General features: G+C 32.0%; 18 protein-coding genes. 15 read left to right on the forward strand and 3 right to left on the reverse strand.

Translation table 11 applies throughout. The annotated features are described in order from the left end of the window. The first annotated feature begins 13 nt into the window (after positions 1-13). The 15 genes from E4100_RS05110 to E4100_RS05165 all read left to right on the forward strand — a co-directional run bounded on the left by E4100_RS05110 (position 14) and on the right by E4100_RS05165 (position 14,660). Positions 14-1,483, forward strand: a complete 1,470-nt coding sequence (locus E4100_RS05110) for a class I SAM-dependent DNA methyltransferase (protein ID WP_135270967.1) — start codon at positions 14-16, stop codon at positions 1,481-1,483. Next, positions 1,484-2,971, forward strand: coding sequence for a restriction endonuclease subunit S (locus E4100_RS05115; protein ID WP_135270968.1), 1,488 nt, complete (start codon positions 1,484-1,486; stop codon positions 2,969-2,971). It abuts the gene before it with no gap. Between the two features lie 92 nt (positions 2,972-3,063). Beyond that, positions 3,064-3,285, forward strand: a complete 222-nt coding sequence (locus tag E4100_RS05120) for a YdbC family protein (protein ID WP_135270969.1) — start codon at positions 3,064-3,066, stop codon at positions 3,283-3,285. 11 nt (positions 3,286-3,296) lie between these two features. Then, entirely contained in the window at positions 3,297-3,689 is a 393-nt protein-coding gene (locus tag E4100_RS09405; protein ID WP_209315285.1) for a PDDEXK family nuclease, read from the forward strand. Continuing rightward, positions 3,686-4,096 carry a hypothetical protein gene (locus tag E4100_RS09410; RefSeq protein WP_209315286.1) on the forward strand — a complete coding sequence of 137 codons (411 nt, stop codon included), beginning with the start codon at positions 3,686-3,688 and terminating at the stop codon, positions 4,094-4,096. The genes E4100_RS09405 and E4100_RS09410 overlap by 4 nt, the downstream gene beginning before the upstream one ends. A 52-nt stretch (positions 4,097-4,148) precedes the next feature. Then, entirely contained in the window at positions 4,149-4,292 is a 144-nt protein-coding gene (locus tag E4100_RS09560) for a hypothetical protein (RefSeq protein WP_209315287.1), read from the forward strand. A gap of 282 nt (positions 4,293-4,574) precedes the next feature. Further along, the gene (locus E4100_RS05130) at positions 4,575-5,318 is read left to right on the forward strand and encodes a restriction endonuclease (RefSeq protein ID WP_135270970.1); all 744 of its coding nucleotides are present in this window, start codon (positions 4,575-4,577) and stop codon (positions 5,316-5,318) included. 842 nt (positions 5,319-6,160) lie between these two features. Next, positions 6,161-7,747 carry an ABC transporter ATP-binding protein gene (locus tag E4100_RS05135; RefSeq protein ID WP_135270971.1) on the forward strand — a complete coding sequence of 529 codons (1,587 nt, stop codon included), beginning with the start codon at positions 6,161-6,163 and terminating at the stop codon, positions 7,745-7,747. Between the two features lie 338 nt (positions 7,748-8,085). After that, positions 8,086-8,256, forward strand: coding sequence for a hypothetical protein (locus E4100_RS09300; RefSeq protein WP_167792083.1), 171 nt, complete (start codon positions 8,086-8,088; stop codon positions 8,254-8,256). 181 nt (positions 8,257-8,437) lie between these two features. Then, positions 8,438-9,277: an ADP-ribosylglycohydrolase family protein gene (locus E4100_RS05140; protein WP_135270972.1), complete on the forward strand. Its 840-nt coding sequence runs from the start codon at positions 8,438-8,440 to the stop codon at positions 9,275-9,277. Between the two features lie 300 nt (positions 9,278-9,577). Then, positions 9,578-9,781, forward strand: a complete 204-nt coding sequence (locus E4100_RS05145) for a hypothetical protein (RefSeq protein WP_135270973.1) — start codon at positions 9,578-9,580, stop codon at positions 9,779-9,781. 353 nt (positions 9,782-10,134) lie between these two features. Beyond that, positions 10,135-11,169 (forward strand): Gfo/Idh/MocA family protein, encoded by a 1,035-nt coding sequence (locus E4100_RS05150; protein WP_135270974.1) that lies wholly within the window; start codon positions 10,135-10,137, stop codon positions 11,167-11,169. Positions 11,170-11,247: 78 nt separating this feature from the next. Next, positions 11,248-11,778: an ECF transporter S component gene (locus E4100_RS05155; protein WP_135270975.1), complete on the forward strand. Its 531-nt coding sequence runs from the start codon at positions 11,248-11,250 to the stop codon at positions 11,776-11,778. Positions 11,779-11,796: 18 nt separating this feature from the next. Then, positions 11,797-13,395 (forward strand): amidohydrolase, encoded by a 1,599-nt coding sequence (locus E4100_RS05160; RefSeq protein ID WP_135270976.1) that lies wholly within the window; start codon positions 11,797-11,799, stop codon positions 13,393-13,395. 203 nt (positions 13,396-13,598) lie between these two features. Then, positions 13,599-14,660: an FAD-binding protein gene (locus E4100_RS05165; protein ID WP_135270977.1), complete on the forward strand. Its 1,062-nt coding sequence runs from the start codon at positions 13,599-13,601 to the stop codon at positions 14,658-14,660. Between the two features lie 47 nt (positions 14,661-14,707). On the opposite strand, the gene sufU is transcribed toward E4100_RS05165, so the two are convergent. Genes sufU through sufD form a run of 3 tightly spaced genes read right to left on the reverse strand, consistent with a single transcriptional unit; the run spans position 14,708 to position 17,390 of the window. After that, complete coding sequence (sufU, locus tag E4100_RS05170; protein ID WP_135270978.1) at positions 14,708-15,133, reverse strand: Fe-S cluster assembly sulfur transfer protein SufU; 426 nt, start codon at positions 15,131-15,133, stop codon at positions 14,708-14,710. Continuing rightward, positions 15,123-16,352, reverse strand: coding sequence for a cysteine desulfurase (locus E4100_RS05175; RefSeq protein WP_135270979.1), 1,230 nt, complete (start codon positions 16,350-16,352; stop codon positions 15,123-15,125). The genes sufU and E4100_RS05175 overlap by 11 nt, the downstream gene beginning before the upstream one ends. 3 nt (positions 16,353-16,355) lie before the next feature. Next, positions 16,356-17,390 (reverse strand): Fe-S cluster assembly protein SufD, encoded by a 1,035-nt coding sequence (gene sufD, locus E4100_RS05180; RefSeq protein ID WP_135270980.1) that lies wholly within the window; start codon positions 17,388-17,390, stop codon positions 16,356-16,358. Positions 17,391-17,393: the final 3 nt, after the last annotated feature.

A 17,393-nucleotide genomic window follows, 5' to 3' on the forward strand; every position in this document is an offset into this window, starting at 1 on the left:
GCAGGTAGATAAAATGGCGATTAGTAACTTTGTGAAACGAATCCAGGATGTGATGCGAAACGACTCAGGGGTCAATGGTGATGCTCAGAGAATTGAGCAGATCGTGTGGATTCTATTCCTTAAAATATATGATGCCAAAGAAGAAACGTGGGAATTGTTAGATGACAATTACAAATCCATCATCCAAGAAGGACTAAAGTGGAGAGATTGGGCAGTAGATAGAAAAGATGGAGAAGCACTCACAGGAGATGGACTTCTTGATTTTGTCAACAACACCCTGTTTCCAACCCTTAAGAATCTAGAAATTGATGAAACCACGCCAATGAGACAGGTAATTGTCCGCAATGCCTTTGAAGATGCCAACAACTATCAGAAAGATGGTGTCCTTCTAAGACAGGTGATAAATATCATTGATGAGATTGATTTTACGGAATACAAGGAACGTCACGAGTTTGGTGCTATTTATGAGTCGTTCCTTAAAGACCTCCAAAGCGCAGGTAATGCTGGTGAGTTCTATACACCGAGAGCAGTGACGGACTTTATGGTTAAAGTGGTGAAACCTGTCCTGGGCGATAGAATTGGAGACTTTGCTTGTGGCACCGGTGGATTTTTGGTCTCTGCACTGAATGAACTGGACAAGCAAGTGGGAAACTCTCTGGAAAATAGAGAAATCTACAACAATTCTGTCTTCGGGATTGAAAAGAAGGCATTGCCCCATATGCTTTGTGTCACTAATATGTTGATCCATGATATTGATGATCCAAACATCCTTCATGGTAATGCACTGGAGATGGACTACAAGGATATGCGAAAAATGGAGCATTTTGATGTGATTCTAATGAATCCACCTTATGGAGGAAGTGAAAAAGACAGCGTGAAGGCTAACTTCCCAACAGTACTTAGAAGTTCTGAAACAGCAGATTTATTTATTAATGTAATCATGTATAGGCTTAAGAAAAATGGGAGATGTGCAGTAATCATTCCGGATGGTTTCTTGTTTGGTACAGATAATGGGAAGTTCAATATCAAGAAAAAGCTCTTCAGTGAGTTCAATGTCCACACAGTGGTGAGAATGCCACATAGTGTCTTTGCGCCTTATACATCCATTAGAACTAATATATTGTTTTTCGATAACACAGAACCGACCAAAGAAACCTGGTTCTATCGTGTGGACATGCCAGAAGGCTATAAGAACTTCTCCAAGACAAGACCGATGAAACTGGAGCATTTCAACGATGCCCTAAACTGGTGGGAAAATAGAAAAGAAATTGAAATGGATGGCTTTCCAAAAGCAAAGAAATATTCAATTGATGAAATCGTAGAAAGAAGCTACAATATTGAACTCTGCGGGTATCCTCATCAAGAGGAAGTAATCCCTGAGCCGATGGAATTGATTCAAGAATATCAGGAGAAGAGAGCATCACTGAATGCAGAAATTGATCACGTATTAGAACAGATTACTTCTATGCTTGGAGGTAATTAAATGAATGCACAGGACTTGAAAAACAGCATCCTTCAACTTGCCATACAGGGAAAACTTGTAGAACAGCGAGAAGAGGAAGGTACTGCAAAGGAATTGATTGAGAAAATCAAGCAAGAAAAAAAGAGACTAATCAAAGATAAAATAATAAAAAAAGAAACCCAACTGAAGGATTTGACAGAAGATGATATTCCTTTTGATATTCCTAAAAATTGGGAGTGGGTCAAATTGGGAGAAATTGTCTCTGTAAATGGAGGTAAGAGAATACCAGCAGGAAGATCATTGGCTGATGAAGATACTGGATATAAATACATTCGAGTAGCAGATATGAAGAATGGCAGCATTTTATTAGATGACATAAAATATATACCTCGTGATATCTATCCAAAAATAAAAAATTACACAATTTCGAAAGATGATATTTATATAACAGTAGCAGGTACGATTGGGCAAGTGGGTCTAGTTCCTGATGAATTAGATAATGCTAATTTAACAGAAAATGCGGATAAATTAGTCATTTATTTCAATTTTAAAGAATTCATGTATTATATGCTGAGTAGCAATTTTATTCAATATCAAATTAGGGAGCATACTACAAAAGTAGGACAACCTAAACTAGCTATTAAACGGATAAAAGAGTTGATTATTCCTCTCCCCCCACTAGAAGAACAAAAACGCATCGTAGCAAAAATAGAAGAGCTGATGCCTTATGTGGATAAATACGATGTAGCTTATTCGGAATTGGAGGAGCTGAATAAAAAGTTCCCAGAAGATATGCAAAAGTCTATTTTGCTACATGCCATTCAAGGCAAGCTAGTAGTGCAGCGAGAAGAAGATGGAACAGCTGAAGACCTTTACAAGCAGATTCAAGAAGAGAAGAAAAAGCTGATTAAGGAAGGCAAGATTAAAAAGACCAATGCACTTCCAGAGATTACTGAGGATGAAATACCATTTGACATTCCGGAGAATTGGAAGTGGGTTAGGTTGGGAGATATAGTCAATTTTAATATTGGGAAAACACCTCCTAGGAATGATGCGAAATATTGGAATGAAGATTATAATTGGGTATCAATTGCTGATATGATCACTAGCGGATATATTATAGAGACAAAAGAGAAAATTAGTGAAGCTGCATTGTCAGAAAAATTTAAGATGGCACTTGTTCCAAAAGGAACCTTACTTATGAGTTTTAAACTAACGGTAGGGAAAGTAAGTATTTTAAATATTGATGCAGTTCACAATGAAGCTATTATATCTATATATCCTTATTCAGATATAGAGAACATAATTCGTAATTATCTGTTTACAATGCTTCCACAATTATCAACGTATGGGGACACAAAAGGAGCAATTAAAGGAAAAACACTAAATAGCACAAGTCTCAATAATTTACTAATTCCTCTCCCTCCACTAGCAGAACAAAAACGCATCGTGGGAAAAATTAAAGAACTTCTACCTTACACGAAAAAATTAGCAAAAAAAGTGGATTAAGATACCAAAAGAAAAGATTAAATTAATAAGATGAATGAACTAATTATATAAGTAGTCAATGGACCTACTGATGAATGAAAGGAATGATTTACATGGCAGAAATAAAATATGAAATTAAACAAACCGTGGGTACTCTTTCGGAAAATAACAAAGGCTGGTCAAAGGAACTGAATTTAATCAGCTGGAATGACAGGGAGCCTAAATATGACATCAGGGATTGGGCACCTGAACATGATAAAATGAGCAAAGGTATAACCTTATGTGCCGAGGAGCTTAAAAAGCTTAGGGATTTATTGAATGAAATGAAACTCTAAAGGTGGAGATTATGTACAGTATTAAGTGGAAACAAGCTGCTAGGATTGAACCGGTCACTTTTTCAGAACTAAATATGACTGAAAATGATATTGAAGAAATTTTAAGAAACAGTATTGATATGATCTGTGATGAAGAGGAATCTATGCTTATTTTCAGTAGACAAGTTAAAAATGAGAAGAATGGAAGAAGTGATTTGACTGCAGTCGATAACAATGGAAATATTGTGCTTACAGAAATTAAGAGGGATCGCAACGATATTGAGTATCGCAGAGAAGCTTTTGAGTTTCAGGCAATAAGATACGCCGCTAGCTATGCAACTATTGAAAAGACCGACGATTTAGTAAAAAAATTTACGCTCCATATATTGAAAAGTACAGAAGTGAATTTGAACTTGGTGAATTGACTTCATATGAACTTGGAATTCGAAAACTCAACAATTTTCTTCGAGTTAATGATGCTGAGAAAAACTTTAATAAAAAGCAGAGGATAATCCTTATAGCATCTGATTTTGACGAACAGACACTTTCTGCTGTAGCATGGTTAAATAGTAACAACGTAGATATGAGTTGTTTTAGACTTACCCCTTACAAAATTAGTGATGAGATATATTTCTATGTTGAAAAATTGCTTCCTGTTACAAAATATGATGATTATTATGTGAATTTAATGGATAAATCTATTATCATCTCTATTCCAAGTGATAAGAAAATTACACGTCGTTCTTTGCCCAAAATTGACCTAATGATTGAGTGGGGCGTTGTCAAAGAAGGAGATATTATATATTATCGTAGCCAAAGGAAAGGAAGATGAGGGTACACTTCTTTCTAATGGAAATGTTATTGTAAACGGAGAAGAAAGATCTATGCAAGCATGGTTGAAAGAGGTTTATGGATGGTCTAGTGTGCAGACTTATGTTTTTGCTGTACACAAACGAACTGGAAAAACTCTGTCTCAGATTCGTGAAGAATATATGGCCCAAAAGGAGAGGGATAATACTGAAATATAGAAAATGAGAAGTTAAGCTGATAGGAGTATGAGGAATGGTGAACTAATCTCTTTTAGAGATGTTCTACAATACTTATTATATAATGGAATATTTGATGAGCTTTCATTTTATATAAAATAAAATCTTCCGAGATTGGACACAATTCCTATGATGTCGGATGTCCAGATGAATAGCCCTTGTTATGATATAATAATAATCAGTAGCCATATACAAATAATTTAAGGATCTATGGTTGAACTGGTTGGTAAAATATATGAAAAATGAAGATAAGAGGTTTTGCAAGTGGAATTAGGTCTTGAAAATGATTTAATCATTCGATGCGATAGGTGTAGTTCAATTCATATAATCGATAAAGATTCTTTAGATGTAGATACATATTCATACGAGCGTAATATGGGTTTTGAGGTCGAATATGTCTTTGCCGGAGAATATAGTTGCGAAAAATGTGGTAATTTTATGCACTATACAGTTAGAGCATATGAGTATCCAGTCGGAATATTAAATTATGAGGATTATGAGAGCCGAGGATGTACTTTTGCACAAGCACCATCAATAGCAGTCAATTATTATGAATTTGACTACAGAAATTATGAAGAAGTGGAAATAGGTACAGAAGTTAATCGTGCTTATTTAAATATTTATAAGGTTTTACATGATAGAGAGGAAATATATAATCTTTCATCAAGAGAATTCGAGGAATTTGTTGCTGAATTATTTAGGCAGCAAGGATTTGATGTAGCATTAACTCCAGAAACAAGAGATGGCGGATGTGACATTATCGCCACTAAAAATATCGGAGGGCTTCCATTTATGTTGCTTATTGAATGTAAAAAGCATGCAAAAAGAAATCCTGTTGGAGTTAGTTTGGTAAGAAGTTTGTTAGGAGTACAAGCTGACCGTAAGGCAAATAAAGCGGTTTTGGTAACTACTTCAAGTTTTACAAAACCAGCAAGACAGTTTGCTGAACGTCAGCAACATTTGATTTCACTAGTAGATATCAATGACTTGATGCAAATGATTCGGTAGTGATAAATATTATTAGCAAATAGAGGTATGCATAATAGCTCAGAGCCGTAGTTGTAAAAAAAAAAAAGAAAAGGCAAATAAAATATTACTGAGCTTGCAAGCATTGTTCGTTCTAAGATGTTTATAATAAATTCAAAGAAGATTATGCAGACGATTAGGAAAAATCAATCAGATTTATTTGCTACATGAAAACCGTTATAAAAAAGAAAAGCAGATTCGATATCTAAACCTAACCAATACATGAATAATATGTACACTTTTGGCAAGGAAATATTTATTTTAAAAGTGTCAATTTGTTCCCATTAATGAGTACCAATAATGGATATGTTTTAATCTACGAGTGTGCATATATTCTCAATGATAACAGGGGTTTAAAATGCAAATTCGGTAACTATCAACTTATTTCCCAACATATTGACGGCGGTATTGATGTTAAGGGTTGATGAATATAGCATTCAAAATACTGACAAATAAGGGTTTCCAAGAGTGAAGAATTTTTGCTTAATATCTAGCATTGCCTTTTAGCGAAGTATTTATATACTCTGGCTTTTTATTGCTTTAGTGTATTCATATTAAACGATATTTGATAACTACTTATACATTTTAGCAGAGATAAAAAGTGTTTCATTTTAACTTGCATTTAGTATTGAGGAATAATTCAGTCAATTAGTATTGATTTTAATAGAGAGTATGATATATTGAGGGTAAGTATTAAATAATGTAAACTTTGATAAATTTAATGAGGTGAAAAGAATGAATAGATTGAGAAAATCCTTCTAAGACAATAGGAGGAAGATTTTACCCTTCTATTGTTATGAAATAATTAAATAGGAGGATAAAAAATGAAAAAATATATAAAAAATAACTGGGTGCTGTTATTTCTTACGGCCATTTTTTCTTCATTAACTGCAATATTTGCTGTAAGCGTCCAATTTCTTAAAGGAGATGTATTGGATTATGCTTTATCAAATAATTTTGATAAAACCATAAGATATGGTTGTTATCTTGGTATATTTATAATTGCAGAGCTAGGGTTCTATTATCTTTATGATATGTCTAGGGGAAAATTCGCTGTTGATTCTATGAAAAAATTAAGAGCAGATTACTTTGACAGCTTAATATCCAAGGATTACCCGAAATTTTTGACAAAGAAACAAGGTGAATATATTGCACAATATACTAATGAAATGGAGATAATTGAAAATCAATATTTTGGAACTATTCCAATGCTAGCTGAGATTATAATTAAAATAGTAATTGTAAGTATATCGCTATTTATTTTAGAATATAGAATAGCAATAATTACTTTAGTTCTCCTAACATTGCCTTTATATATACCTAAGCTAATTGAAAAGAAATTACAAAGAGCCCAGGTAGAATTTGTTGATCAATTTGAAAAGCATATAAAGGAGATAACAGATTGGCTTAGAGGATTTGAAATGATTAAAAATTTTTCTATAGAAAGAATTATTAGTGAAAAGTTCAGAGTATCTAATAATATCACTATGGAAAAGAACTTAAGAAAAAGACAAATAAATTACCTAACCAAATCTATTTCAGCCACACTTTCATATTTCTCTCACTTTATAATATTAGTATTTGCAGCATACCTGGTATTAAAGGGGGATTTTACAGCTGGACAGTTTTTTATTGCTGTTGGTATGATTGACCAATTATCATATCCAATAATATCCTTATCCTACTTTATACAAGATCTGATATCAGTAAAACCAGTAAACAAATCAATTCTAAAATTTATTGATGAAAGAACAGTTAAGTATGCAGATGTAGAAATAGACAAAGAAGATTTTCAAGAAGTGATATTTGATGATGTATCTTTTGGATATGAGAACCAAGAACATATTTTAAAAAATATTAATATGAGATTTATGAAAAACAATCAATATTTATTGCGAGGAGCAAGTGGTTCTGGGAAAACAACGAGTATGAACCTATTATTAGATTATTATAGGCCAAGTTCAGGTTGTGTAAAAATTAACGATATACCAGTAAATGAAATTAAAAATTTAAATGACATTATCACTGTAATGAGGCAAGATGCAATATTGTTTGAAGATACATTAAGGAATAATTTAACGATGTATCAAGATATATCTGATGAAAAGTTAATTGCTGCGTTATTTAAGGTGGGCCTAGAAAATTACGCAAATAGTGAAAAATTAGATATGTTAATTCAAGAAAATGGAGTGAATCTTTCAGGAGGAGAAAAAAGGAGAATTACATTGGCTAGGTCGATGCTCCGAGAAACACCTATACTAATTTTAGATGAACCGTTAGCTAATCTAGATGAGAAAAATGCTAAATCAATTGAACAACAGCTAATATCAATTAAGGATAGAACTTTAATTATTATTTCACATCAATTCACAGAAATGAATAGTTTTTATGAGGTTTATGTCTTTAATTAATCTAAATCTACTACTTAATGTTTGAGAGGTGAATATAATGATCAATAAAAAATGGTGTGCACATAAAGTTTAGGTAATAGACAAAAAATTTATTGAATCAATTTAACAAAAGATAATTTATAGATGAATTGCAGGCTTGACAAGTCTGCAAATTTTTTACATATTGGCATTATAGTCTAATGGTGTTAGACTATAATTGTCTAATATATTGTGGGCAGTTGCTTTTATTAGACTAATTTTACCTATCATTTGAAAGTGGTATGAGCTTGATTCCAGCAAATCTCGCCCCTATTTCTAACGATATTTTATACGACACATCTTCTAATATAAATGGGGGTATGGTTAACATTAATCAATCTATCAGTGGTGCTCTACCAGAGGCAAATGTAGCCGCTAATGTAAATCCAATGCAGTTATGGGTCTTCTTTGGATCAATGCTTTGGTTTTTGGGAATTGCAGTACTTTTAATCTTTGGGCTGGTATCCCTTAGAAGAATTAAAGACAGATAAAAAGATTTTAGGTAATTTGAAATAACTTTTTTTCTATTAGGGAACAACAAAAAAGTTGATGAATATACAAATGAATTGAATTGACAATCTATAAAGACACCATAGAAATCACTGAAAAGTTAAAAGCTCTAGAATGAGGGCTTAGATAAATTAAGAGAATTTCAACGGGGAGGAATCAAATATGTTAGGAGCTATTATTGGGGACATCGTCGGTTCTCGTTTTGAATGGAATAACAACAGGAGCAAGCAATTTGCATTAATGACTTATAAATGTAGCGTTACAGATGACTCTATCATGTCTTTGGCAATAGCAAAAGCTTTATTGGAAAGCAAAGCAGATTACAGTGATCTTTCTGAGAATGCTGTAAAATATATGCAAGAAATCGGAAGGCATTATCCTGATTGCGGATATGGCGGGAAATTTAGTAGGTGGATTTTCTCAAACAATCCTCAACCTTATGGTAGTTATGGAAACGGAGCTGCAATGCGTGTCAGCCCATGTGGTTTTGTGGCTAACGATCTAGACGAAGTTAAACAACTATCAAAAGCAGTGACTATTGTTACGCATAATCACCCAGAAGGGTTGAAAGGTGAAGAAGCTACAGCGGTTGCTATTTTCCTAGCACGTTCTGGAAAGAGTCTATTTGATATTCGTAATTATATAACGGAGAACTACTATTCGCTAGATTTTACACTTGATGAAATTCGTGACAGTTATGAGTTTAATGAAAGCTGCCAAGGGACAGTGCCTCAAGCATTGGAAGCTTTCTTTGAGTCAAAAAATTTTGAAGACGCAATTAGGAATGCTATATCAATAGGTGGTGACAGTGATACACTTGCAGCCATTACAGGAGGCATCGCAGAGGCCTACTATGGTATACCGACAGATATCAGAAAGCAAGCTCTTACCTTTCTTGATGAGCGATTACTTAAGATATTGGTAGAATTTGAAAATAAGTATCCATCAAAGATGGAAAAACCCAATGCTGTTGATAGTGTTGACATTGAAAGAAACAAATAAGTAAGGTTTGAGATAGAAAATCGATTTTTACATGGTTAAAAGGACTTCAAGATAACCTAGTGTGATTCATTTCACTATTCGAATTATCTCGATGTCAGTAAGTTTAAGGCATTTGACTGTGTGTTGCTAATACGTCCTTTTTCCTGAAGAATTAGGAGTTGAAGAGCTTTGTATGAGTATATGTTTGAACAAAGAGCGTTGTTTAATATTCCATGGATTATGGCTTGTATGCTCTACACCGTAGGGGATCAAACATCGTGACCTAATAAAAATTGCAACAAAATCAAGGGAGTTGATTATATGTCAATTACAATTAAACGAAATACCGGATGGCAAGGGATAGCTTTAAAAATGTGTATAAAAGTAAACGGAGAAAAGGTCGCTATGGTCGAGGAGCAAAAAAAGGCGGAAGTCAATATTTCTCGAGATAGAGCATATGTACAAGTAACACAATCTGGGATTAAGAGCAATGAAATTGAGGTTGAAGATGGGGACATAGTATAATTGCGATCATTATTATTGGAACATTAGACATTATTAGTTTATTTTTATTTAAGGGATTTCATATAAAAGTATCTGAGAGAGAAGAATAATCTGATATACAATTTAGTAATCTTTAATTACATATAATATTTATTTTACGAAATACTATTATTTCTATGACATTAAGAAGAAAATCTTGATGCCTTTTTTTAAGTATAAAAATGAATATATTTGTTATTTTGAAAATATTAGTCTAACCATGTATATTGTATTATAATAAAAATAAACATAAAGTCATCTTAGAACAAGTTACTTCAGATGAAAGGTGGAAGAATATTGCTTATTATTTATTTATATACACAAGGAGGCAAGTAATGATTAGAGTTGGAATAATTGGCTGCGGGAAAATTGCTCAAGTTAGGCATATTCCTGAGTATTTAGACAATAAAAATGCTAAACTAATAGGACTGTTTGACAGAACAGCCGAAAGATCTAAAGAGCTAGCTGACAAGTATAATGTAATACAATATAAAGATTATCACGATATGCTTAATGATGATAATATTGATGCTGTTAGCATTTGTTTAGCTAATAATATGCACGCTAAAGTAACAATTGAGGCTTTAGAAAAAGGGAAACATGTACTATGTGAAAAACCAATGGCTACAAATCTAGAAGACTGCATGATAATGGCTAAAACTGCCAAGGAAAACAATAAAAAATTATTAATAGGTCATAATCAGAGGTTAACAAAGGCACATATCTATGCAAAAAAGCTAATTGCGGATGATATAATTGGGGATTGCTTAAGTTTTAGAACTACATTTGGACACACTGGTCCTGAAACGTGGAGCATAAATCCAGGTTTAAATGTATGGTTTTTCAATAAAGATATCGCTTCAATGGGAGTTTTAGCTGATCTAGGTATTCATAAGACTGATTTAATCAACTATTTGTTAGATGATGAAATAATTGAAACAACTGCTATTTTATCGACTTTAGATAAAAAATATGAAACTGGTGACCCGATTTTAGTTGAGGATAACGCAATATGTATATACAAGACAAAAAAAGGGGCCATAGGCACTATGACCGCTAGCTGGACTTACTATGGGGCTGAAGATAATAGCACCGTCATCTATGGGACTAAAGGAATAATGAGGATTTATGACGATGAGAAATATGCTATAAAAATATTGTTAAGAAATGGAGAAAAAATAGATTTTGATTTAGAAAGAATTCAGACAAATGACAATCAGACTAAAAGTGGAGTTATAGACGAATTTATAGATTGCTTAGAGAAAAACACTGATTCTGTCCTTTCTGTTGAACATATACTTCCTTCAATGAAAGCAATCTTTGCCAGCATAAATTCATATATTTCAGGAACCACTGTAAAAATTGAGTAAATATGGTATATTAATAGTTAATATTATTAATCAATATTAATTGTATAATTATCGTATAAACATATGAGAGGAGCCATTATGGAAAACAAAACAAAAAAATTAGTTCAAGCTTCAGTACTACTTGCAATAGCAATCATATTCCAAATAATAGGGAGAACTATACCTGAAATCAATCAGTTTATAGTGGGGCCTATAGTCAATATGGTGCTTATTTTAACTGTTTACATTTGTGGAAGATGGTTTGGGGTAGGTGTAGGGATATTAACTCCTGTATTAGCTTATCTTGTGGGTCAATTAGCAGCGCCATTAGCACCATTTATTCCGTTTATTATGGTAGGAAATGCTATATATGTACTGACATTTAGCATCTCTATGGAAAAGGGTAAAATTCAGAGGATTATCGGAGTTATTATTGGATCGGTTTTAAAATTTTTATTTTTATCATTTTCTGCAAAAAATCTTATATACGTCTTTGGATTAGAGTTTCCAACTAAAGTAGCGAATGCACTATCTGCAAGTATGAGTACTCCTCAACTCATAACAGCTTTAATTGGAGGTGCATTTGCTATAACAGGTATAAATATATTGCACAAGAGGAGAATAATTTAAATTTTTTTGGAGGTAAAAATGGAAAAAATATTTTACAATGGGAAATTTTATCAAGGAAGAGATATGTTCAAACAAGCCATGTTTGTTAAAGATGGGATCATCGAAAAAATAGGGACAAATGAAGAAATATTGTCTTTGAATAAAAATTGTGAACTAATAGATCTGCAAGGAAGAACTGTTATACCAGGCTTTAATGATTCTCATCTTCATTTAGAAGGTGTAGGATATAGATTATCAAACCTAAATTTGTACGGGCTTCAATCCATTGATGAAGTTATTGAAAATGCAAAAAAATATATTATAGATAATAAAATTGACGACGTATTGCTAGGAAATGGCTGGAATCAAGATTACTTTGTTGGTGAAAAAAGATTACTAAATAGACATGATTTAGATCAAATTTCAAGAGATATACCTATAGTGTTTACAAGGGTTTGTGGCCACATTCTTGTAGCAAACACAAAGGCTTTAGAAATATTAGAAATAGATGAAAACACATTAGATGTAGAAGGCGGTAAAATAATTAGAGAAGATGATGGATTTCCGAATGGAGTATTTTGCGAAAATGCAATGAAACTTTTCAACAAATTCTTAAATACGACTACTGCTGAACAAAGAAAAAAATATATTAAATTGGCAATTGCTCATGCATTAGAAAATGGGGTAACATCAGTTCAAACAAATGATGTCAGTGGCGATAATTTCGAAGAAGTACTGTCAGCTTATAAAGAGATAGAAAAAGAAGGGAAACTTTATATAAGGATTACACACCAATGCGCGTTTGAAAATATTTCAGCTATTTCTAGATTTATTAATAATTTCAATGAAAGAGAATACAATACGAATTTTAACAAAATCGGACCTATAAAATTATTTGCAGATGGATCTCTTGGAGCAAGAACGGCATATTTAAGAGATGAATATAAAGATGATATAGGCAATAGTGGTGTTAATATATACACAGATGAAGAACTTGATGAAATAACAAAATACATTGATTCAAATAATAGACAAATGCTCATACACGCGATAGGGGATGGAGCTATTGAACAGGTTCTTAATTCATATGAAAAGATAATTAACAATGGCAATAAAAACAGACATGGGATAGTACACTTACAAATTACAGATGAAGAAATTATAGCAAAGATGAAAAAATTAGAGTGTTTGGCATTAGTTCAACCTATATTTTTAAATTATGATATTCACATTGTAGAAGATAGAGTTGGGGAAAGATTAGCAAAAACATCTTACGCATTTAATACTTTGGTGAAAAAAGGTGTGCACGTATCACTAGGAACTGATGCTCCTGTGGAAGATCTTAATCCATTTAATAATATTTACTGCGCAGTGAATAGAAAAGATTTAAGTGGTGAGCTTGACAAATCGTGGAATGAAAGTGAAATAATGGACATTTATGATGCAATAGATGCATATACTAAGGGGTCGGCATATGTAAGTTTTGAAGAAAGCATCAAAGGTAGATTAGAGGAAAATTATTATGCTGATTTTGCTGTGTTGGATGATGATATATTTAAGATAGATGCAGAAAGAATAAAAGATATTAAAACAGTTATGACAGTAGTAGGCGGGGAAATAGTTTATAGAAAGCAATAGAACAATATAATTTAAAAATATAGAATTATCACCTGAATTATATGGTTTTTAGAGCGGATTAGCTAAAGGTATCATATTTTTCAGGTATTTTTTTATGTTTCATAACTTTTGATTTAGAAATTCGAATAAAAATCATGTAAAACAATATAAATATATTGAAAAACGATAAATAATCCTTTATTATGGAGTAAAGGAGAGATATTATGTACGATATAATTATTATTGGAGCTGGTCCTGCTGGTTCTAATCTAGCGAGATTAGTGAGTAAAAAGAAGAAAGTATTGTTAGTAGATAGAAGAAATTTTAGGAATATGTCTAGCTATAATGAGAAACTGTGTGGAGGATTGTTGGCTCCAGATGCACAACTTATGTTTGCAAAATTAAATTTATCCTTACCAAATAATGTTTTAGTAAATCCACAGATATTTGCAGTGAAAACAATTGATCTAAACAGCAATATAGAAAGATATTACCAGAGGTTTTATTTGAACATCGACAGATTTAAATTTGACAGTTGGATGTTTGAAATGATACCAGATAATATCGATAAAATGCTCGATACTGTTTTTATTAATTGTGAGAAAAAATCGGACAGAGTAATTGTAAAGCTTCGTACACAAAATAAAGAAACAGAACTTGAAACTAAACTGTTAGTTGGCGCTGATGGCGCAAATTCTGTAGTAAGAAAGAGTGCATATAATAATCATAAATGGCCTAAACAATACCTTTCAATTCAAGAAGTCTATGAATCAAAGAAAATATTGCCATATTATATAGCAATATTTGATAATAATATCACTGATTTTTATTCTTGGGTAATTCCAAAAGAAAATACCATATCAATTGGTGCTGCTTTAGATAAAGTTGATGCTAAAGAAAAATTTGAATTGTTGAAAATGAGATTGTCAAGTAAGGGTTTTGATTTTTCAAATTTGGTCAGTAGAAAAGGGACTTTTATAAATAGAGCTACTCGCAATAACGAAATTTATTATGGGGAAGATAACATTCTGTTAATTGGAGAAGCTTCAGGATTAATTAGTCCAAGTTCTGCTGAAGGCATTAGTTACGCACTGTACAGTTCAAGTATTCTTTCTAATTGTATAAATGACAATCAAAATGATGATGTAGGAAGAGTATATAAAAATAAAATGTCTAAAATGAATTTAAAAATGACGTTAAAACACATAAAATCGCCTTTTATGTTTAATAAAAATTTGAGAAAAATTGCTATGAAATCATCATTTATGAGTATAAAAGGCTTGTAGATGTATTCAATTAAATATGAAGAAGCACTAAGAGATAGGCTTAAGGACTATTTTTTTAGTGCTTCTTCAAGAGTATGCCATGGTAAAACTGCACATTTTACTCTTGCGGGCATGTTCGATATATTTTCAAATGCAACTGCATCTTCTAATTTTTCTAATTCATTATCATCTTCAATTTCTTTTTTTATCATTTTTATAAATAATTCGGCTAGTTCTAACGCATCTTCTGTACTTTTGCCTTTGATGAGATCAATCATTATTGAAGTTGAAGCTTGAGATATAGCACATCCTGAGCCTGTGAAACTAGCATCTACAATTACACCGTTTTTTTCGATCAGATTGAGAGTTATATCGTCTCCACAGCTTGGATTGTGACCATGTTCAACTATTGTTGGATCATCTAAGGCTCTTTTATTTTGAGTATTTTTATTATGTTCCATTATCAATTGAGTATAAATTTGACTAAGATCCATATCCTAACCACTTCCTTACATTTTTGATACTTTCAATGAATACATCTATATCTTCTAAACTGTTATATAGATAAAAACTTATTCTCACGCTTGCATTTATTCCCATATATCTCATAAGTGGTTGGCAGCAATGGTGTCCAGCTCTACTTGATATACCATAACTATCTAACACAGTGCTAACATCATGAGGATGTACGTCTTTTACATTAAAAGAAATAATTCCTCCATGCTTTTCTAAATCCATTGGTCCGTAAATATTGATATAAGGAATTTTTAACATTTCTTGCATCGCATATTCAGTAAGTATTTTTTCATGGTTTTCAATATTTTGCAACCCTATTTTTTCGAGATAATGAATTGCAGCTTCAAGACCAAAAGCACCTTCGACATTTTGAGTTCCTGCTTCAAGTTTGAAAGGTATTTCTGCATATGTTGCATGATCTTCATAAACATATTCAATCATATCTCCACCTAATAAAAAAGGAGGCATGTCATCCAACAAATGCTTTTTCCCATATAATACTCCTATGCCCATTGGACCTAGCATTTTATGTGCAGAGAAAACCATGAAATCAGCATCTATATCTTTTACATCTACTTTCTTATGAGGGATACTTTGAGCGGCATCTATTACTACAATTGCACCTTTTTCATGGGCTATTTGACTGATTTTTTTAACAGGGAATATAGTACCTAAGACATTAGACATTTGTGCAATTGACACTAATTTCGTTTTATTATTTATTTTTTCATATTCCTTTTCTGGGATAATGCCTTCATCATTTACATATAAATAATTTAATTTTAAATTTTTATCTTTTGAAAGTCTCATCCAAGGCAATATATTGCTGTGATGTTCAGAAACACATAGGAGTATTTCATCTCCTTCTTCGAAAAAACCTGATAAGCTAAAGGCTAATAGATTAAGTGATTCAGTGCAATTTTTTGTAAATATTATTTCATCTTTAGAATTTGCATTTATAAATTTTTTTACTGTCTCTTTTGCACTATCATAGAGAGAGGTTGCCTCAACACTTAATGTATAAGCACCCCTATGAGGATTAGCATTGTGATTATTATAATAATCTGAGATAGCATCTATTACATTTCTAGGTTTTTGAGTAGTTGCTGCATTATCTAAATATACCAATCGATTTCCGTTAATTTTTCTCTCTAAAATAGGAAAATCATTTATAATTTTTGGATCAATTAAATTCATCACTTATATTCTCCTTTCAATCTCGAGAAGAATGATCTTTTTTAAATTCTCATCAGGAATTTTTTCAAGTATTGGGTTAAATGATGATTCAACTATCAATTTCTTTGCACTAAATTCATCAAGCCCTCTACTTTGAAGGTAAAATAATTTATTTTCATCTATCCTTCCAGCACTAACAGCATGATTTCCATCTACATCATCTTCGTGGCACATCAAAGCAGGGATTGAATCGCTTTTTACACTAGGACTTAATAAGGTGGTATATTCAGATTCACTACCTTTTGATTTCTTAGCACCTTTTAGAAATTCTAGATTTCCTCTAAAAACTTTGACTGAATTATCTTTTAAAGCTCCTTTGGATTGAATATTACTTTCACTTCTTCTGCCTTTATGAATCATCGTGTAATTTAAGTCCAATTTTCTGTTCCCATCACCTAAATAAATTGAACTTAGATTAGCTGAACTATTTTCACCATGTAGATAATTTGTATAATTAACAGCAGTTATTTTAGCACCTAGCTCAATGGTTATCAAATTAACTTTTCCACTATCCTTTATGAGTATAATATTTGTGTCAAAATTGTTGCTAGAGCTATTTAGCCTTTGTAGCTTTATTATATTAAGGGATGCATTTTCATTTACAGTTACATCAGTTAAGCCGTTGTGAAACAAATCAGTTGTGTCATCACTTGCATAATCAAATATTAATGTCAGTACAGAATTTTTCCCTACATCTATTAAGTTATGATCTATCAATACAGGATTGTTGTTATCCAAGTAATAATTAATTAATAATGGTTCTTTTATTGTTACATCATCATCTAATTTTAACTCAATACCAGCATTATTATGATTTTGTGGTATTTTTTCTAGTTCCTCACCTAATCCTCTGTAACTATCTAATACAGGGCGATTTTTTCTATTAATTGTTTTTGTGATTTTTAAATTCATTCCATTTATATTTGGCAAAAATTCATTGTTATATTCTTTAAATTCTGGTAAATTTAATTCTTTTAGTCCGATTCTTTTCCAGATCATTTT

The organism is Soehngenia longivitae (assembly GCF_004684055.1).
In the GTDB taxonomy this organism is placed as follows: Bacteria; Bacillota; Clostridia; order Tissierellales; family Tissierellaceae; genus Soehngenia; species Soehngenia longivitae.